Consider the following 17901-nt stretch of genomic DNA (forward strand, 5'->3'; position numbering starts at 1 on the left):
TTCGGCAGCGCCAGCAGCCGCTCGCGCGCTAGCCCGATGATGGCAAGCCACGTCGCCTCTGCGTTCGTGACAGACACAAGTTCGCCGCGAGCGACGGCGTTTTGGAGCGCAGTGCGGTCGGCGAGTTCCTTGTCCCTTCGCGTGCGCTCGCGGAGCGGGTCCAATCCACCGCCCGTGAACGCCGCCGGGTGCAGTGGCCGTTGCTTCGACTGCTTTTTCGCGATGCGATGCGCTCGGGTAGCGCCTCGATCCTCGCCGATCACACCGAGCTGATTGGCTGCAAGCCAGTTAAGGACTTTCTCGCGGTCGAGTTTGCCGTCTGCACGTTGAGGCATACCCCGTTTGAGGTATTGAGACACGCGCGGCTTTGTAATTCCCAGCTCCGCTGCAAGTGCAGCCTTGGTCGTGATCGTCATGAGTCGGCTGCTACCTGTTGCGATTAAGCGAGTTTGAGGGGCTGTGCCTAGACAGGTCATCTGCTCGCGCGGACCCGCAGGGGTGGGGGTGGCTGGGAAGGACCCGGGAACTCAGGCGACCACACATGGATTGCCGTTCGCACCCAGGTCTATGCCAGCTTGGTTAAGGCACCTCTGGCCTCGTCGAGGTCGAGGTCTCTGCTAAGGCAGACAGTAAGATGTGACGCTTTGGCCTTCGTGGCGCCTGAGGCGATGGACCCTAGCAAGGCTGGCGCGCCATGAAAGATCTTGACGGTGCGGAGGATCAGCCTCGATCTCGACTCATTTCGCAGCTTCGCGCATTTCGGAATTTCTGTACCGAGTCTGCGATCAGTCGTCATCAGCTACACCCTCACTTTTGTTGGGAAGCTGAAACCAGGATGCTTTTGACGGTGGGATTGTGCCGCATTTTTGCCTGCTCTGCAACGGTATCGTATGCGCACGTCTATGTATCAGCGGGTGCATGCCTCTCGCATCGGCTATCAATACGTCTGGATTTCGTTGATCATCTCACACGCACACGACGGCCGCAGCGCAGAGGGGAGGGTAAACTTACCGTCGTGGGAAAGAACGAGAAGGCGCCCGTCGTGCCGGGCAAGCGCACTCCTCGTCCCGACGAGCAACTGAGCATCGCCGACGCGTGGTCCTACGCCTGTAAGCGAAAGGTCCCACTGCAGTTCGAGGTTAAGCCGGGAGCAAAGCCCGGCAGCCTCGCCATGGAAGCTCCTTACAGCGATGTGGTGGGGCAGGGGCCCCTCAGGCGCAGTGGTGCCGGCGCGGGCGGGGCCGATCGAGAAGTGGAAGTGGCCGACGAAGTTCGAGCTGCGCACACCGCGCTACACAACTCGGCTGGCGAAGGTGCCGGTCGTGCAGGCGCGGGTCGATAGGGCGGAGGCATCGGCGCAAGTTGGCCTGCCTCACTGAAGCAGCGGCCGATCTCGCAGCAGAATCATCAGCAGCGCTGTCGTGACGGCTCGGCGCCTCTCGTCCGGATCGCAGTCCGGCTTCGCCATGAAGCGCTTCGCAGCCGGGTAGGCGTCCACGGCAGCCGCGATGTCGACCGTGAAGACGCCAACCTCGTTCGCGCGCGTCGTCGGATCGGCGAGGTAGACCTGGACCGCCTCGGCCAAGGCCGTCATGTCGATTGGCGGCGCAACGATCTTCTCGGGCCGCTCGTCGTCGCTCATAGCCATCCGGCCTCCCTCACCATCGCGCTCTCGCCCGCAGTCCCCGCGCCCTCGCGCGTGCTGTCGAAAGTCGGCAGAGGGTCACGAGACCGGCCATGCCGGCGAGTACGACGACGGGCGTGAGGGAGGCGTAGAAGGATGCGTTCATGCGCTCGCCAGTAGCACCGCCGTCCTTACCGCGCCATTCCGAAGGCCGTCCACCGTCTCCTCGTGGGCCATCACGTCACGGCCCCATGGGTGCACCAGGACCACGGCGCCGACGTTGAGGCAGTGCTCGCCGGCTTCCAGGATCGCGGGCCGCGACGGATCAGCGAGGTCGGCGGCGATGGCGGCCGAGAGAGCGTCCCGGGTGAGGACCCTGGCCTTTTAGAGTCTGCCGAGAGTAAGAGTTGGGTCTGCCATCAGGCGAGCCTACTTGCCCAACTCCTAAATTGGGACGTCCGACGGCGACCCGAAGCCTGCCTTCGACCCGACGCTAACTTTTGTCATCAACCCTCACTTGCCTGATAGCGGGCATCAGCAGCACGCCTAGCAGCTCGCGGCTCGATCATCGCCAAGGCCGCGATCCGCTCCGCGTGGCCGTCAGCGCTCGTCAGGCAGGTGCCGACAAGCAGGCCCGCGCGGTTCTCCATCAGGAGATGGCCCATGAAGCACAGCTTGGCTTCCATCCCGGACCCCTTGCGGTAGAGCCGCGCCTCCGGGTCGGTCGTGCTCTGGTGTGTGTCGTTCGAGCGCTTCTGCCCGCAGAAGTCGACGTCCGCGTTGCGTCCGCCGGCGGGCGGTACGTCCGTCTCCTCGTCGGATTTCGGCTTAAAGCTCTTCATCGAAGCCCATGCCTCGATCAGGGTACCATCCACGCTGAAGTGCTCGGTGGAGAGCAGACGCGTCACCTTGGGCTGGCTGAGCACGGCAGCCAGGAACTTGGCCGCGATGTCGCCTTCGAGCAGCCGGTCCCGGTTCTTGGCAAATACGGAGGCGTCCCACACCGCCTCATCGATGCCCAGACCCACGAACCAGCGGAACAGGAGATCGAACTCCAGTCGTTCCATCAGCTGCCGCTCTGAGCGGATGGAGTAGAACGCCTGCAAAAGCATGGCCCTGAGCAGCATTTCGGGTGCGACCGAAGGCCGTCCCACCCGCGAGTAAAGAGGCGCGAACACACCACTGATGGCTTGCAGGGCGTCATCGGTGATTTGACGGATGGTGCGGAGCGGGTGGTTGGCTCTGACGCGCGCCTCCAGGTCCACGTAGGAGAACAGGGATCCAGAGCGTGTGTCTGATCCCCGCATTCCCGCCCCCGACAACGGCCCCGTCAGGAGTGAATCACGCCGCCGTCCCGCGTGCCACGGGGTTTTTCAGCACCCTGCTAGTGGTTACCCGCGACGCCCCCGCCAGCCTCCTCAGCAAGGTTCGTCACGTCGCGCAGTTCGTCATCGATCTGTCGCTCAACCACCCGCCCCTCGGCGATAACGATGAAGGCTGCAATGATCACCAAGATGAAGCCTCCTATGACTGATAAGATCCCGCAGACTGTAAGACCCCGTTTCAGAACGCCCTGGCGAGGCGTCTGACGAGGATCATGGCCGCGGCCAGCACGAAGAAGGCGAGCGCGGAAGATACAGTGGTCTCGTGATCACGGGCCAGCCTGCGGCAGCGGCTGATCCAACTGAAGGTCCGCTCGATCACCCAACACCTCGGTTGCACGGCAAAGCCTGCCTGCCCCTCATTCGGTACGACGATCTCCACCACGATGGCGGTGGCCGTGCCGACCCGCTCGCCCCGATATGCAGGCGGTGCAGCAGGGGGGAGCAGACCTTCCACATCGCCGCCGCAGAGCCGGTGTGCCAAGGTTTTCTCACTCGAGATGGCATGCGCGGCCAGGAGCCATGCCGACTTGCTGAGCTGCAGTGTCACGAATGCAGCAAAGTCAGACAGGTTCGTCAGGATCTGTTCACGGTCAGACATGGCCAGCTCCGCTCCAAGTTCAGGAAGTTGGAGGATGATCCAAGCTCCAGCTTCCTACATGATATCTTAGGCCATTGCCCGCGCCGCAGCCGGAGGGGTATCGCTTCGCGCATCCGCGAGCCAAATACCTCCAACGCCAAGCCGCTGATACTCCTTCCTGTTGATCGCTTCGGCCTATGCAACCCATAAATCTCTGATTGATTGTAACCAACCGGTCCTTCGCGCCGAGATAATCAACCGGAGTTCGTATGATCCGTCTCGTGCTGAACCGGATGGACCGGTGCCCGGCTCAACAAGCTCCTGTGCGTGAGCAAGTCTCGTACCGGTGATGGAGGCGTGATCCACCGTGTATTCGCGGTGAAATAGGCGCACTCGACGGCACCGGGCAGTACAAGTCAGCAAGCGGTTTCATCAGGAGATGGCAACGGTCGCGTCCGGCCACTGCCTCATTCCGCGAGGTCGCCGCCGTTGGCGCCCGCACTCGCTCCGGCGTATCGGACCCGCGCTTCCTCAAGGTCGAACTCGCGCTCAATCCGACGACGCGCCTCATCCGTCAGCCGGTTCTCGTCATAGGCCCTCGTGATCGCCGCGCGCTCGACATCGACGAGCCGAAGCTGGAGAGCGCTCTCGTCGGCGACGGGGTCCTCGGGCGTGCGCTCGTCTGCGGTTGTCGCGAGATGACGTCGACGGTCGGCGTGCCGGCGCCGGAGCGCGTTCACCGCGGTCGGCGAGGCGCCGTTTGCGGCCACCTCGTCGATCGCGGCGAGCACGGCGTCAATGCCGTCGAGGCGCACCGCCCGTTCGTCCCGTTTGTGCCCGGCCGCCTCGTCGGCACCCGCCCGCGGCAAGCCGAGCGCCCGAACCATCCGCGGCAGCGTTGTGCCGAGCCCGACCAGTGTCACCGCGATGACACAGAAGGTCGTGAACAACACGAGGTCGCGGTCGGGAAAAGGACGGCCATCGATGGTGAGCGGGATAGAGAGCGCCGCCGCCAGGCTCACCACGCCGCGTAGCCCAGCAAAGGACACGAGGAACGGCATTCGCCAGTTCGGGAACGAGTCGGCCCACCTGACCGCTGGAATCGTACGCGGCAGGTAAGTCGCGGGGAACACCCAAGCGAAGCGCACCAGGATCACCGTCACGCTAACCAGCGCGCCCGCCGCGAGTGCGCGCGTCCAGCCGTCGCTGAACAGGCTCTCTGCCACAGCGCGGGCCTGGAGCCCAGTTAGCAGGAACACGAGGGCCTCGACCGCCCAGGTGACGAGGTCCCAGAAGAAGTAGCCTTGAAGGCGCGTCGCCGGACGGATCAGTTGGCGTCCGTTCCAGGAGACCCAGAGCCCCGCCGCCACGCAGGCGACTACGCCCGAGCCGCCGAGCGCGTGCGGCGGCCAGAAGGCGACGAAGGGCGTGGTAAGCGACAGCAGCAACTCGGCGCGGGGGTCGTTCGCGAGGTGCCGCAACCACAACGCCGCCCATCCGGCCAGCATGCCGAACGCGATCTCTCCGGCGATGACGCACGCGAACTTGGTCGCGGCCGCCGCAGGCGAGAACGTTCCCGTGGCCTCCGCGCCGAGCGCGAAGCTCAAGGCGACGAGCGCCGTCGCGTCGTTCACCAGGCTCTCGCCTTCCAGCACTGTGATGAGCCGGCGCGGCAGGCGCATGCGACGCATCATCGCCATTGGCGCAACTGCGTCGGGCGGCGACACAATGGCGCCGAGAACGAAGCCCACCGGCCAGGAGAGGCCGAGGATGTAGTGGGCGACCACGGCCACTGCGGCGGCCGTGAACAGCACGCAGCCGATGGCTAGGAGCAAGATCGGGCGCAGGTACGAGCGAAAGCCGCGCCAGCTCATGTTGACGCCGGACGAGTAGAGGAGAGGCGGCAGGAGCGTCAGCAGGACGAACTCGGGGTCGACCTCAAGCGGCGGCAGGACCGGCACGAAAGCGAGCACCGCCCCGGCGACAAGGAGCAGGATCGGCGACGCCAGGGCCAAGCGCTGCGCGGCAACGCTTAAGCCTACGACAAGGAAAGCGAGCGCCAGCGCCCAGATGAGTCCCTGGTGATCCATGCCCGGCGACTCTGCCCGCGCTAAAGCTGAGGCGAAAGGGCAAAACCTCTCGGACGGCCGGACGCGACCCGTGCTCCTACAGCCGTTACCGGCTCATGACGCGCAGATGCCGACGCGGTAACGGGACGCTGGCGCCCGACGCAGCTCGAGGAGCAACGGTCGGAGCAGCTGATGCGTGCAGCTACATCACAGCGCGGAGGGGATCAACGAATTCAGGCCGACGCCTGCCCGGGAAGCGCGCCTCAAGGAAGTTCGTTGAACAATCATTAGATAAAATCGTGTATCTGCAAACAAAATAAAGCCATTAATATGATACTTTATTTGTATTTTTCCTTCATTGCGCAGCCGCCATCTTTCACTGGGCGAAAGGCCTGACTACCAGCAATAGTTGAAACATGCTTATAGTAATCGTATGGCCGCTTGCTCTCGGATGGCGCCTTCACTTCGTAGAGGTACATATCGTGGACCGCGCGTCCGTCCGGGCGGATCGTTACGATGCCGAAGAGGGGATCTTCAATAGGTGTGTTCCGCATCATTGCCACGACCCGATCGCCTTCAATAGTGCCGGCGGCACGCACGGCGCGGAGATAGGCGAGCGTCGCCGAGTACACCCCCGCGTGATCCTCCGTCGGACGCCGTCCGTTCATGACGGCGGCGAAGCGATCACTGAACGCGCGCGTGCCCTCATTGCGATCCCAGTAGAAGGCCGAGACGAGTTGCAGCCCCTGTGCCGTCGCCAGTCCAAGAGAGTGAATGTCGGACAGCTGGATAAAGAGTGCCGCAGCCTTCATCCTCGGCGTAAGTCCGAACTCCCCGGCCTGCTTGATCGCATTGATCATGTCGGTGCCGGTATTCGCGAGGGCCAGGACCTGCGCCCCCGAGCTCTGAGCCGTCAGGAGCGCAGAGGAAAAGTCACTGGTGCCGAGGGGAAGTCGCGACCCGCCTGTCGACCTGCCGTTCATCTCGCCGAGTGCCCTCGTGGCGTCGCGCTCCAGGGCGTGTCCGAGCGCGTAGTCGACGGTGAGGAAGTACCACAGGCGCGATCCGCGATCAGCTAATGCCCGTGCCGTGGCGGAGCCCTGGGCCCACGTGTCCGACACCCATTGGACAGTTGTCGGTGCGCAGAACTTGCCCGTCAGATCGGACGTCATCGCACTGGACGCGAGCGCGACGCGGTTGCGCTCCCGCAGCAGGTTAGCGACCGCGAGGGCGACCCCTGAATTCGGTAGGTCCACGATCGCTGAGACGTTCTCTTGGTCGAGCCAGCGCCGCGCGATGCCGAGGCCAACATCGGGCTTGTTCTGGTGGTCGGCGGAGAGAAGCTCAACCTTCAGGCCACCGCTCTCCCGGGCGAAGTCGTCGAGCGCGAGGCGTGCGGCGGCGACGGAGCCGGATCCGACCTGGTCCGAGAACGGCCCGCTCATGTCGCTCAGGATCCCAATGCGGATCGGCTGATCGAGCGCCCTGCCCGGAGTGGGAAGTTCGACGCAGGCCAGGGCAACGACGAACCGGAACATCCGACCAAGCTTCATCTCTGTGGCTCCGAGCCAGATGTTTCTCAAAATATTTCGAAGTACTCACGCTGCTCCCACTCGGTTATTTCCGACTGGAAGCGCTCGATCTCGGCGTTCTTGATATGTGTGTAATAATCGACGAACGACTCGCCAAGCGCGCCGCGGAAGAACGGGTCCGCGCGCAAGGCGAAGACCGCCTCCCGTAGTGACGTGGGTAGGAGGTCCGCCTCAGCCTCGTAGGGCGTGTCGGCACTCGGCCCGGGATCGAGGTTCCGATCGGCGCCGTCGAGCCCGGCGAGCACCTGGGCAGCCATGTAGAGGTAGGGGTTCGCCGCCGGCTCCCCAACCCGGTTCTCCAGCCGCGTGGCCGGATCGCCCGGTCCGCCGAGCACGCGGATCATTACCCCACGGTTGTCGCGTCCCCAGACTGCGCGGTCGGGCGCGAGCGAGTAGGAGCGGTAGCGCTTGTAGCCATTGATGGTCGGAGTTGTGAAGACGGTCGCGGCACGCGCGTGGGCAAGCAGCCCGCCCAGGAACCCCATACCGAAACCCGAGAGTGGCTGGGAACCATCGCCGGGGACGAAGGCGTTCGCTCCCGTCCGCGCATCGCGAAGCGATTGGTGCAAGTGCCAGCCCGAAGAGACCACGTTTGGAATGCGGGGCCGGCACATGAACGTGGCGTGATAGCCGTGCCTGCGGCAGATCTGCTTCACCGCGCTGCGAAAGAGCACCATCAGATCAGCGGGCACAGCACCGGCGGTGGGCTGGAATGTGAACTCGCACTGGCTCGGCCCATACTCGACCTCGATCGAGCGTAGCGGCAAGCCGAGGGCGAGGACGTCTTTGCGGAGTATCTCTAGGATCGGCTCGACTTGGTCGTAGCGCTGTTCCGTGAGGTACTGGTAACCATGCGAGATCAGGCTGACGCTCGGCGGCTCCCCGGGCTGCCCGGCATCGGCGGGCGCCATGCGCGGGTCGTCGAGCTTGAAAACGTGAAACTCGACCTCCAGTCCCGCCACGTATTCTAGGGACCTTTCAGACAAACGGTTCAGGACGGAACGGTAGATGCCTCTCGTCGCGAACGGGACAGGACGGCCGTCTTGGAAGTAGAGGTCGCAGAGAAGCCATCCTGTCCGTGGCGTCCATGGCAGCGTCCTGAACGTGGTCGGGTCAGGTATCATGACCACGTCGCCGGCGCCCTCCATCTCCCGCATTCCGAAGCCGCCGCCGGCAGTGAAGACCGGAAATACGGTGCGATGCGAGGTGTCCTTGGCGAGCATCGTCGTGGTGATTGCGCATCCGCCGGTGAGCGCCTTCACGGCCTCGGAGGCGACGAGAGTCTTGCCCCGCAGGATCCCGTGCTGGTCAGGGAAGGACAGGCGGATCGTGTCGATCCTCTCCGGGCCGCATCGCTCCCGCACGTCGCGCGCCGCGTCGGCCTGCGCGTCGGTCCACAATCCATGGTCCTGTACGAATGTCATCGCCGTCGTCCTCCCGGCAATCAGGCGATCAATACATCAGTCTATTCGGCCGCGTTCAGGCTTGCGGCGTCTGAAGAGACGTCGGCAGGGACGGCGGGCATCCACGGGGCTCCGCGGCGGCGGCGCACATCCACTTCCATCCAGTAGGTCTCCCATCCCTTCGAGGGGCCGATCCCATCCATCGTCGCGGGGCCCTGGATGCCTTTTGCGTGCCGCCCGTCGAGCACCATCAGCGGAACGTCGCCCTTTACGGCCTTGTCGATCTGCTCGCGAAGGATGCGGCGGTAAAGCACGATGGCCTTGTCGGACTGCCCGAGATGCTCGCGCGTCCGGTCCTGGATCGGCCCCATCGACTCGACGGCCCACTGGTCGTGGACGTTGATGTCGAGCCCCATCCCCGTATAGGTCGCGTGGGCCTGCTCGTGCGGATCGAAACCGTAGTCGTTGGTTCTATTCCTCCTCGAGCGGTATTCCGGAAGCTCGTACAGCTCCAGGCGCTGCTCCCGCATCCGCGCTTTGTCCACCGGTGACGTGTAGCTCGTAAAGATCGCGTACCAGTAGCAACGCTCGTCATCGAGCGGCACATGCCACTGCGTGATGGTCATATCCGCCGACATCGGGATGACGAAGGCATGTGGGAACACTTGGTTCGTGACGCGCACATGCGTGCGCTCATCGTCGATCTCACGCAGGGCGATCAGCCGCATGCCGTACTCCGTGCGCTCGACGTTGATGAGCGGCCGGTCGTACTCGCGCAGGATCTTCGTCATCGGCAATTCGCTGTCGGCCGATGCGGCGCGGAATTGCTTGCCGTAGGAGGCGGAGGTGTCCTCGTCCTCGAAGAAGCGGTGCAGGAATGAGGCATGCGCCGGATCGATCCCGACCTCGAGCGCCTGGAGCCAATTGCACTCGAACAGGCCCTTGAACGCGAAGGTGTAGGCGTCGGGCGCGAGGAAGCAGTCGAGTTCCGGGAATGCCGGGGGCTCGCCCTCACCCAAGTAGGCGAACAGGATGCCGCTGCGCTCAATCACCGGATAGGCACGCTGCCGGACGTTCTGGCAGAGCTTGCTGCCGACCGGCTCGGCAGGCGTCTCGAGGCATTGCCCTTCCACGTCGAACAACCAGCCGTGAAAGGCGCACCGCAATCCGCCGTGCTCGAGCCGGCCGAAGGCGAGGTCGGCACCGCGATGCGGGCAGTCGCGGTCGAGGAGCCCGTATCGCCCAGCCTCGTCGCGGAACAGCACGAACTTCTCGCCCAGAAGCTGCACCGGCACCACCGGGCGCTCACCCTGAAGTTCATCCGCGAGGGCGGCCGGTTGCCAGTAGCGGCGCATCAGCGTGCCCAGCGGCGCCCCGGGTCCACTGCGGGTGATATGGTCGTTCTGCTCCTGGCTCATCATGGCGTCTGCCTCCGTTGAGCGTCTGCCCGCACCTCACCACGGCAGACACCGTCGTTCGATCAACGAACATATGTTCATTATAGAGGCGTTGTTGGGCTTTGCAAGCGTGATGCTACGGCCGGCCCGCTTGCCTAAAACCCGTAGTTCTGCATATTAGACGGACTATAGTTCGTTAGATGGACGGTATCATGCCACGCATCGTTTTCGTGAGCTGTGACGGAGCCGAGCACGCGGTCGAGATGCCAGTCGGGATCAGCGCCATGGCCGCGGCCGTCAGGAGCAATGTTCGTGGCATCGAGGCCGAGTGCGGCGGTTCGCTCAACTGCGCTACCTGCCACGTCTACGTCGATGACCGTTTCGGCCCCCTGCTTCCCGCACCGTCGGAGCTCGAGCGCGACATACTCACATGCGTCGCCGCGGACCGCCGCGAGACCTCGCGGCTCAGCTGTCAAATCGTGCTGACGCCGGAGCTCGAGGGACTGACGCTCCATCTCCCGGAGGTTCAGTCGTGAGGTATGGCGGCCCACTCGTGATCGTCGGCGCGTCCTATGCGGGCCTCCAGGTGGCAGCCTCGGCGCGAGAGGCGGGCTACGAGGGGAGGATCATACTCGTGGGCGCGGAGGATCGCCTGCCTTACCAGCGCCCGCCGCTCTCGAAGGGGTTTCTCTCCGGCAAAGTCTGCGAAACCGACGTTGCGCTACGGCCGGAGAGCTTCTTCGACGCCGCCCGGATCGAACTCGAACTCGGTGCAAAGGCGACCGCCCTCGACCTGGCGGGCCGCTCGGTGTCGCTGTCGGACGGCCGACACCTCGCGTTCGGCTCCCTGGTCGTGGCAACGGGATCGCGCGCAAGGCGCCACCCTGCCCTCGATGGCCGAGCAGGCAACATCCGTTATCTCCGCTCCCTGGACGATGCGAAGGTGCTCAGGGAGCGTCTCGCAGCCGCGCGGGAGGTCGTCGTCGTCGGAGGCGGGTTCATTGGGCTGGAAGTCGCATCGAGCATCCGTGGACTGGGCAAGGAGGTCACGCTCCTCGCCGCGGGTTCTCGCCTGCTGCCCCGCGCTGTCTGCGGCGAAATTGCCGGATTCCTGCTCCGGCTGCATCGCGCGCACGGCGTGAGGGTGGAACTCGACGTGGTGGTGGTGGGAGTGGAGGTTGCAGGGGAACACGTCCGGCAGGTCCACGTGAACAACGGGCGGAGTTTTCCCTGCGATCTTGTCCTGGTCGGGGTCGGCGCAGACCCCGACGTTGCGCTCCTCGCATCAGCTGGCATGTGCGGTCCCGACGGCGTTCCCGTCGATCAATTCGGCCGTACGGATCATCCGGGCATCTTCGCGGCGGGTGACTGCACGCTGCACTTCAATCGCCATGCGGGAACGATCCTGCGTCTCGAATCCGTGCAGCATGCCATCGATCAGGCGAAGGTAGTGGCCGACGCCCTGGTGGGGCGCGATCGATCCTACGACGCCGTGCCCCGGTTCTGGTCCGACCAGTACGACACCAAGCTCCAGATGGTGGGTCTTCCGGGCGATGCGGACCGACGCGTCCTGCGCGGGGCGCCCGAAGAGGGCCGCTTCTCCGTCCTGCATTTCTCACAAGGACGCCTCGTCTGCGTCCAGGGCATCAACCGTCCCGCCGACGTGGCGGCGGGGCGTCGACTCCTCGCCACGGGACGCTCGCCGCCGCCGGCTCTCGCCGGCGATTGGTCCCGCGACCTCGCCGATTTCCTCGCGAATGAGGCTCCCCGCGCGAGTGCGTGACGATCCGACCCGTGGGAGTAGTCGCGGCTCTTGCCAGGTCAGGCGGGGCCGCGCACCGGGGGGACCAGCCCATTGATCCGGGTGCTGCATCAGAGACGGTATCATGCCGCGTGTCAGACGTTCCGAGACAGACCAGCAGCTCGTCGACGAGCACGGCCCGGATTTTTCCGAGGCTTTGGCGCGCGGATTGCGCGTGATCTCGGCGTTCGGCGCGGAGCGCCGATTGATGACGCTGGCCGATGTCGCTCGGGTAGTGGACCTGCCGAGGGCTACGGTCCGGCGGGCGCTCTACACCCTCGGTTGCCTCGGCTACGTCAGGTCGGATGGGCGGCTGTTCCAGCTCACGCCCAAGGTCCTGTCCCTCGCGACCGCGTACCTGGCATCCAATAGCCTGTCCGCGACGCTGCAACAGGCTGTCGAGCAGCTCTCGGCCCAGCTTAACGAAGCCTGCTCCGCCGCGATCCTGGACGGCGATGATATCGTGTTCATCGCGCGCGCCGGGCCGACCCGGATGCTCGGCGTAGGCGTGGATGTGGGCTATCGGATCCCAGCCTATTGCAGCTCGATGGGGCGCGTTCTCCTCGGAGGACTTGATGAGAAGGATCTTGCCGCTTTCCTGGACCGCATCCGGCCCGAGCCGCTGACGCCGCACACCCTGGTTAATCGCGCGGCCCTCCTGGCCGCTATCCACCGCGACCGTGAGCGGGGCTACTCCCTTGTCGATCAGGAGGCTGAGGTCGGCTACCGATCCCTCGCGGTGCCGGTGAGACGCTACGACGGGCGGATTGTCTGTGCCCTGAATGCCGGGGCGAACGCTGACCGGGTCGCAGTGGATCGCATGGTGGAGAGTTTCTTTCCCGTCCTGCGCGATGCAGCCGCGATCCTTGGACCGCAGATGATCTGAAAGATTGTGCGTGGACAAGCGATTTTTCGCGATCGTGGATGGAAATGGGGCAACTCCACCCTCCGACTGGAGCCCCGACCGGCCGGAGAGGCTGATCGAGTACAGGACAGGATCGGCGTGACGGCACGGAGATGCGGCACGTGCTGCTGCTTTCTACGCCCACACAGCAGAACGCCCGCCGGAGGGTTAGGACCTTGGCGGGCGAGCTGTAGAGGGGATTGATTGCCGTCCACCCAACGTCGGCGTACCGCTGGCTGTTCCAGTGAGGCAGTGGAGGTGTACTCCTGCGCGAGAGCCTTCAGTGCCTCCAACCTTGTAGGGCCAGGAGTGACAGCTCCGGAGGCCCACCGCTCGACCGCCGCCCGGCTCACACCGAGGTGGCGAACAATCTCAGTGAGATTGTACTTACCCGCGGCTGCAATCAGCTCGGATGGTGCATTTGCGCACATAATCGCACGGCGTGCCTTGAGAACGGACTCGACCGGCTGACTATCTTGCCCGGCAGGTCTGGAGCTAAAGTGACTCGGCAGCAGGGGCGCTGACCCCGGGCGATGGGTGAGGACTTGGTCAGCTTCCCAGCTAAGCATCCGGCTATGCCCTCCTGACTTGGTTCGGCGCCGCTGGATTTGGCCTATCCGCGGCGCTCCTTGCGATCTGTCGAGGGCGGCTTAGAGGAGGTGCGCGAGGTCTTCTCTGGCCACTGCGGCCGCAGCACCGGTTCGATCAACCTCTTCTTGCTCAGTCGTTCCAGCTCGCTGCGGCCCATCCCATGAGGGAATCAGCGAAATCGGCTCCCGGCAACCGCCGCCGCGAGCACCCCACATCGGCCCTCGCCGCGGTCACACCGCAGCCGATCGCACCCCCGGGTAATTATCTAGTTAAGGTAAAAATCTTCGGCGTTCTTCGTTTCTGCAGCCCTCTTTCAACAATCTGCTGGCGGGTGGCAAAGTAGACCGACGGGGTCCAGGAAGTTTAACAGCGCGCTGAGCCCGGTCAGGCCGCGGCGATGCGTTGGCCGTCGCGCCCCGGTCGCTCGTAGCGGCGGACGAGCCCGAGGATGTCGGATTGCGTGTCGTAGCTGGCGAACTCCGATCCCAGCTGCCGCGCGGCATGGCGGTACTCTGGCTCATCAAGGACGGTCCGCACCGCACGCCGGATCGCTCCAGGCTCCGGGCAGTTCGTCCTGAGGTCGATCCCTGCGCCCGACCACGCGATACGCGCGTTCACATCGGCCTTATCCTCAGTCAGTCCGGCGGCCACAAGCGGCACGCCGCAGCTCAGGGCCTGATTGACGGTACCATAACCGCCGTTCGTGACCATCGCGTCGATCCGCGGCAGCAGCCACTCGAAGGGCAGGTACTCCGAGAGTCGGGCGTTGCCCGGAACCGATCCCGTCAAGGCCTCGACGGGGCGGCCGCCCATCGTGGCCACCACCAATAAGTCATCCTCGTTGGCCAAAGCTGCAAGTGTCGGACCAATTAGGAGGCCAAGATCATGATTGGCCACGGTCCCCTGCGTGACCAGAACCACCTTGCGTGTGCCGTCGAGCTCGTGCGCCCAGGGCGGCAGCGCAACCTGGTCGGGGACGATCGGCAATGCGCCGACAAACTGCACGGACGGCGGCAGCGCCCGGGGAAACTCGAAGCCCGGCACCGAGAGCTGCAGGTACGTGTCAGCGCGATGCACGACGGCTTCGAAGAGTGGCGCCGTGAGCGGACCGACCCCCACCAGATCGAGCACGCGACGGAGATGTTGAGCCGTAGGCCGCTCGACATGCGCGTCGTATTCCTCTGCAACCTTCGCGCACGCCGCGACTTCCTCCTGCGTGGTCGCGGGGGGGACTCCCATGAAGAGGGGCGCCCGATCCTCACGCGCACAGTGCAGGACCGACGTCCCGCACAAAATGATCGGCGGCCGCCTCGACCGGGGCCCGAGCAGCAGCGGAAGGACGCCGAAGAACATGTCGTCGCCGATGACGAGGTCGGCGGAGGTGACCTGCAATGCGTCGAGCAACCCGCGATGCTGGTCGGGGATCCTGTCGATGAAAACCCGCTCGATCACGATCCGCAGGTAGTCCAGCCCCGGCTCGGCGGATTTCAGTTCGGGAACAGCGGCGAGAATGCCGTACCCGTCGATGTCAGCAATGCCAGGCAGGGCGTGGAACCGTGCTCCAGCCTTCTCGATGCGGTCGCGCAACCATGTTCCGGACAGCACGTCAACCGTGTGGCCATCCGCGATCAGCATCCGGGCGATGGCAAGCAGGGGGTTGAGATGGCCGTTCGCCGGCGTGGAGCCAATGAGAATTTTCATGCGCTCGTTCCTCGTGACGTTGAAAGGCACGGTCGCCGTCACCCATTCCGGTGGTCGACCGAGCACGTGATGGAGGCTGGAGCGTGCGCATTACAGCGGGGCTGCGGAACGGCGCGATCGCGTTGCGGTTGTAGCGGGAGAGCACGGGATTGAGGCTTGCTCACGGTCCCGAAGGTCGGATTTCTGTCTGGTTGTGAGACCTCCTTTGCGCCTGGAACAACCTCGAGAGTTTTTTTCAGAGCCGCGGGGTCAGCCGGTCTGGTCGTAGTGTTGGCCGAGGCGGGTTTGTCTTCGGAGCGCTGGCGGAGGACCATCTCGGGCGAGAGGCCTGTCAGGCACGCTGTCGGCGACCATTGTGGGCCACACTGAAACCGGCCAGCACGGTTTCGAGATCCTGGTGGCTAGAGGGTGGCGCCCAGCACCTCCCGCTGCACCCGGCCGTTGAAGCGCTCGACCGTGCCGCTATTCGGCACGATGTCCTCGGTGTCCTGGCCTTCCGCTGATCTTCGGACCAACGCTATAGTGAGCCCATCCGGGGCACGGTGCACCGGGAGCACGTGAGTGCGGGCAAGCCAACGCTTGAACTATGGGCTGCGAGCCCGAGCCGTTATCTGGCCGCCCCTGCGACTCGCCCTGATGCGCTGCGAACGCGGATCCGTAGTTGCCGTGTTGCCCGCTTGCTCCCATCAGTGAGGCACGAGGAGGCAGGGTCATGCGGATTAGTGGATTGTACGTCTACCGCGTCTTTGCTGAGGCGGTGATGCTGGAGGAAGGAGCGGTTCGGCGTCTAACATTACAGTTGCAGGCTTTAGCTCCTATCTGAGAGATTTCGGATGGGGAGCGCCATGTCTTCAGCCTCACTCGAGTCCACGCTGGAGCTCTGATCGACGACGCTCCGGCAGGCCAAGCAGCGCATCCGCCCGCTTTTTGCTGCCCCGAGTGTCGCCGCGTCCGCCAACGCCTTCCTGGACGGCCTGCTCGGAGGTGAGCGGCGCAAGACCGGCTGGATGCGGGCCGAGGCTGCCGGTCACCCGGGTCCCTGGCGTCAGCAGGCCATCCTCGGTCGCACGCACTGGGATGCGGAAGCTCTGCGCGACGTGGTGCGCGACCACGTCGTCGAGACGCTCGCTTCACCGGATACGGTTCTCGTGATCGACGAGACCGGTTTTCTCAAACAGGGCAAAGCCTCGTGCGGTGTCGGCCGGAAGTACACGGGCTCGGCCGGCAAGATCACCAACTGCCAGATCGGGGTGTTTGCCGCCTACGTCTCGGATCAGGGCCATGCCTTCATCGATCGCCGGCTGTACCTACCCAAGGCTTGGACGGGGGATCCGGCCCGGCTGCGAGCCGCGCATGTGCCCGAGGCTGTCACCTTCGCCACCAAGCCGAGACTGGCGCTCGCCATGATCGAGCGGGCCGTCCGGGCAGAGGTGCCGTTCGCGTGGGTGGCGGCCGATAGCATCTACGGGGTGGGCGAGATCGAGTTGGCGCTGCGGCGGGCCTGTAAGGGCTACGTGCTCGGCGTCACCGGTCAGCATCGCTGCTGGTTCTGGGACGCAAACCTCGACGTTGCGGGCACCGCCGAGGACATCGCCAAGGGCATCCCCGACCAGGACTGGCTGCGCCTCTCGGCCGGAGCCGGCAGCAAGGGAGCCCGCTTGTTCGACTGGGCCTCTCTACCGCTGGCCGCATTCCAGGCTGACGCGCTCGACGCCGCGCTCGATCAGAGCCTATGGACGCGCGGCCTACTGGTGCGGCGCGGCCTGTCAGACGGGGCGCTGGCGTACTTCGCCACCTGGTGCCCGGCCGGTACCTCGGTCGAGAAGCTGGTGATGGTAGAGGGCCGCCGCTGGGCGATCGAGGACGCGTTCGAGACCGCCAGGACGGAACTCGGGCTGGCCCACACCGAGAGCCGCTCGTGGCACGGCTGGCACCGGCATGTCAGCCTGGTGATGCTGGCCTTCGCGATGCTGGCGCGGGTGCGCCGGCTGGCCAACGGGCCGCCCCCAAGAACGACGCTCATCGCTAAGCTCGCAGGTGCCGTGGTCCATTCAGGAGATCCGGCGCGTGGCGATGCGGTTGGCGCAGCGGCGCATTGAACCCGCCTTCGTGATCGCTTGGTCAGCCTGGCGACGCGCCCATCAAGCTACAGCTCGACAGGCCCATCTCAGAGCACGAATGCAACTGTAATGCTAAGCCAGATAGGGATGACACGCGATTATCTGACGCGTTTGCCAAGGCGCTCACCGCTGACGATCACGTCGTGATTGAGGTGACCAGGAAACCCAAGTGCGGTCGCCTGAATGATCCGCCCGCATGTGGGCCGGTTGGTGATCGCCAACCCCCGTTAGGTGCACCTCATCGCCGAGGCGCGCCTCATGACCGACATGGTCGATGCGACCGTGCTGGCGCGGCTCTATGCCAGCGGTGTACCGCCCGCGGATAGTGAGACACCGGTTTGAACCCTATGCGGCGAGAGCCGCCGGTGGAAGCTGCGCGGCCCGAATAGCGGCCGGTGGGCGGAACCCGTGCCGCTCGATCAGCCACGTCGCGTTGTAGACCTCGCGGAACGCCAGCAGGGCGCGGCGGAGGTCCTCGACCGTGTCGAAGCTCTCCACCCACAGCAGGTTCTCCTTGAGGGTGCGGATGAAGCGCTCGGCGCAGCCGTTCCCCTCCGGCGCCCGCACGAAGGCGGGCGAACTCGCAATGCCCAGGAACGCCAGTTCCGACTGAAAGGCGTCCGACATGTACTGGCTGCCATGGTCGTGCCGGACACTCAGACCGGCGGCGACCTTCGCTGCAAAGCCGCCGAAGCGTTGCCGCACACCCTGGCGGATCGGCTCCAGCGCCTCGAAGC

Annotated in this window: 12 protein-coding genes and 6 pseudogenes; 6 read left to right on the forward strand and 12 right to left on the reverse strand. The window is 65.0% G+C overall.

Features of this window, described 5'->3' with window-relative positions:
• Positions 1 to 416: pseudogene (locus tag DT057_RS28735) on the reverse strand (hypothetical protein); the annotation flags it as partial.
• A 774-nt stretch (positions 417 to 1190) separates the two neighbouring features.
• Here DT057_RS28735 and DT057_RS28740 point away from each other — a divergent pair.
• A complete protein-coding gene (locus DT057_RS28740) occupies positions 1191 to 1379 on the forward strand; it encodes a DUF4113 domain-containing protein (RefSeq protein ID WP_128565499.1) in 189 nt (62 codons plus the stop codon).
• Here DT057_RS28740 and DT057_RS28745 read toward each other — a convergent pair.
• The 8 genes and pseudogenes from DT057_RS28745 to DT057_RS28780 form a co-directional block, all read right to left on the reverse strand.
• Complete coding sequence (locus DT057_RS28745; protein ID WP_128565500.1) at positions 1373 to 1642, reverse strand: hypothetical protein; 270 nt, start codon at positions 1640 to 1642, stop codon at positions 1373 to 1375. The two genes, DT057_RS28740 and DT057_RS28745, sit on opposite strands and share 7 nt — an antisense overlap.
• A 518-nt stretch (positions 1643 to 2160) precedes the next feature.
• Positions 2161 to 2931: pseudogene (locus DT057_RS28750) on the reverse strand (IS5 family transposase); the annotation flags it as partial.
• Positions 2932 to 3008: 77 nt separating this feature from the next.
• Positions 3009 to 3137: a hypothetical protein gene (locus DT057_RS37315; RefSeq protein ID WP_269152995.1), complete on the reverse strand. Its 129-nt coding sequence runs from the start codon at positions 3135 to 3137 to the stop codon at positions 3009 to 3011.
• A 50-nt stretch (positions 3138 to 3187) separates the two neighbouring features.
• Positions 3188 to 3439: pseudogene (locus DT057_RS28755) on the reverse strand (IS5/IS1182 family transposase); the annotation flags it as partial.
• A 614-nt stretch (positions 3440 to 4053) separates the two neighbouring features.
• Entirely contained in the window at positions 4054 to 5676 is a 1623-nt protein-coding gene (locus DT057_RS28765) for a Na+/H+ antiporter (protein ID WP_128565501.1), read from the reverse strand.
• Positions 5677 to 5993: 317 nt separating this feature from the next.
• The gene (locus DT057_RS28770; protein WP_128565502.1) at positions 5994 to 7208 is read right to left on the reverse strand and encodes an ABC transporter substrate-binding protein; all 1215 of its coding nucleotides are present in this window, start codon (positions 7206 to 7208) and stop codon (positions 5994 to 5996) included.
• A 26-nt stretch (positions 7209 to 7234) separates the two neighbouring features.
• Positions 7235 to 8671: a glutamine synthetase family protein gene (locus DT057_RS28775; protein WP_128565503.1), complete on the reverse strand. Its 1437-nt coding sequence runs from the start codon at positions 8669 to 8671 to the stop codon at positions 7235 to 7237.
• 41 nt (positions 8672 to 8712) lie between these two features.
• Positions 8713 to 10071: an aromatic ring-hydroxylating dioxygenase subunit alpha gene (locus DT057_RS28780; RefSeq protein ID WP_128565504.1), complete on the reverse strand. Its 1359-nt coding sequence runs from the start codon at positions 10069 to 10071 to the stop codon at positions 8713 to 8715.
• Between the two features lie 188 nt (positions 10072 to 10259).
• On the opposite strand from DT057_RS28780, the gene DT057_RS28785 reads away from it, so the two are divergent.
• The 3 genes from DT057_RS28785 to DT057_RS28795 all read left to right on the forward strand — a co-directional run bounded on the left by DT057_RS28785 (position 10260) and on the right by DT057_RS28795 (position 12734).
• Positions 10260 to 10583, forward strand: a complete 324-nt coding sequence (locus tag DT057_RS28785) for a 2Fe-2S iron-sulfur cluster-binding protein (RefSeq protein ID WP_128565505.1) — start codon at positions 10260 to 10262, stop codon at positions 10581 to 10583.
• Between the two features lie 17 nt (positions 10584 to 10600).
• A complete protein-coding gene (locus DT057_RS28790) occupies positions 10601 to 11830 on the forward strand; it encodes an NAD(P)/FAD-dependent oxidoreductase (RefSeq protein ID WP_276469431.1) in 1230 nt (409 codons plus the stop codon).
• Between the two features lie 103 nt (positions 11831 to 11933).
• Entirely contained in the window at positions 11934 to 12734 is an 801-nt protein-coding gene (locus tag DT057_RS28795) for an IclR family transcriptional regulator domain-containing protein (protein ID WP_128565507.1), read from the forward strand.
• Between the two features lie 478 nt (positions 12735 to 13212).
• Here DT057_RS28795 and DT057_RS37000 read toward each other — a convergent pair.
• Both DT057_RS37000 and DT057_RS28800 read right to left on the reverse strand, forming a co-directional pair.
• A pseudogene (locus DT057_RS37000) lies at positions 13213 to 13500 on the reverse strand (IS66 family transposase); the annotation flags it as partial.
• A gap of 227 nt (positions 13501 to 13727) precedes the next feature.
• Positions 13728 to 15044 (reverse strand): glycosyltransferase, encoded by a 1317-nt coding sequence (locus tag DT057_RS28800; protein ID WP_128565508.1) that lies wholly within the window; start codon positions 15042 to 15044, stop codon positions 13728 to 13730.
• Between the two features lie 845 nt (positions 15045 to 15889).
• On the opposite strand from DT057_RS28800, the pseudogene DT057_RS28805 reads away from it, so the two are divergent.
• Together DT057_RS28805 and DT057_RS28810 are read left to right on the forward strand one after the other, a co-directional pair.
• A pseudogene (locus DT057_RS28805) lies at positions 15890 to 17143 on the forward strand (IS701 family transposase).
• 93 nt (positions 17144 to 17236) lie between these two features.
• A pseudogene (locus DT057_RS28810) lies at positions 17237 to 17482 on the forward strand (IS110 family RNA-guided transposase); the annotation flags it as partial.
• Positions 17483 to 17509: 27 nt separating this feature from the next.
• Here the strand turns inward: DT057_RS28810 and DT057_RS28815 are convergent.
• Positions 17510 to 17901: integrase core domain-containing protein (locus tag DT057_RS28815; RefSeq protein ID WP_162501540.1), on the reverse strand; the 392-nt coding region annotated here is incomplete at its 5' end.

The organism is Methylobacterium crusticola, from assembly GCF_003574465.1.
Classification (GTDB): Bacteria; Pseudomonadota; Alphaproteobacteria; order Rhizobiales; family Beijerinckiaceae; genus Methylobacterium; species Methylobacterium crusticola.

Bases quoted from the DNA above. Each gene is read 5' to 3' on its own strand.
- DT057_RS28800 (WP_128565508.1), bottom strand. From the start codon at position 15,044: ATGAAAATTCTCATTGGCTCCACGCCGGCGAACGGCCATCTCAACCCC.
- DT057_RS28780 (WP_128565504.1), bottom strand. From the start codon at position 10,071: ATGATGAGCCAGGAGCAGAACGACCATATCACCCGCAGTGGACCCGGG.
- DT057_RS28765 (WP_128565501.1), bottom strand. From the start codon at position 5,676: ATGGATCACCAGGGACTCATCTGGGCGCTGGCGCTCGCTTTCCTTGTC.
- DT057_RS28795 (WP_128565507.1), top strand. From the start codon at position 11,934: ATGCCGCGTGTCAGACGTTCCGAGACAGACCAGCAGCTCGTCGACGAG.
- DT057_RS28740 (WP_128565499.1), top strand. From the start codon at position 1,191: ATGTGGTGGGGCAGGGGCCCCTCAGGCGCAGTGGTGCCGGCGCGGGCG.
- DT057_RS28775 (WP_128565503.1), bottom strand. From the start codon at position 8,671: ATGACATTCGTACAGGACCATGGATTGTGGACCGACGCGCAGGCCGAC.
- DT057_RS28745 (WP_128565500.1), bottom strand. From the start codon at position 1,642: ATGAGCGACGACGAGCGGCCCGAGAAGATCGTTGCGCCGCCAATCGAC.
- DT057_RS28770 (WP_128565502.1), bottom strand. From the start codon at position 7,208: ATGAAGCTTGGTCGGATGTTCCGGTTCGTCGTTGCCCTGGCCTGCGTC.
- DT057_RS28785 (WP_128565505.1), top strand. From the start codon at position 10,260: ATGCCACGCATCGTTTTCGTGAGCTGTGACGGAGCCGAGCACGCGGTC.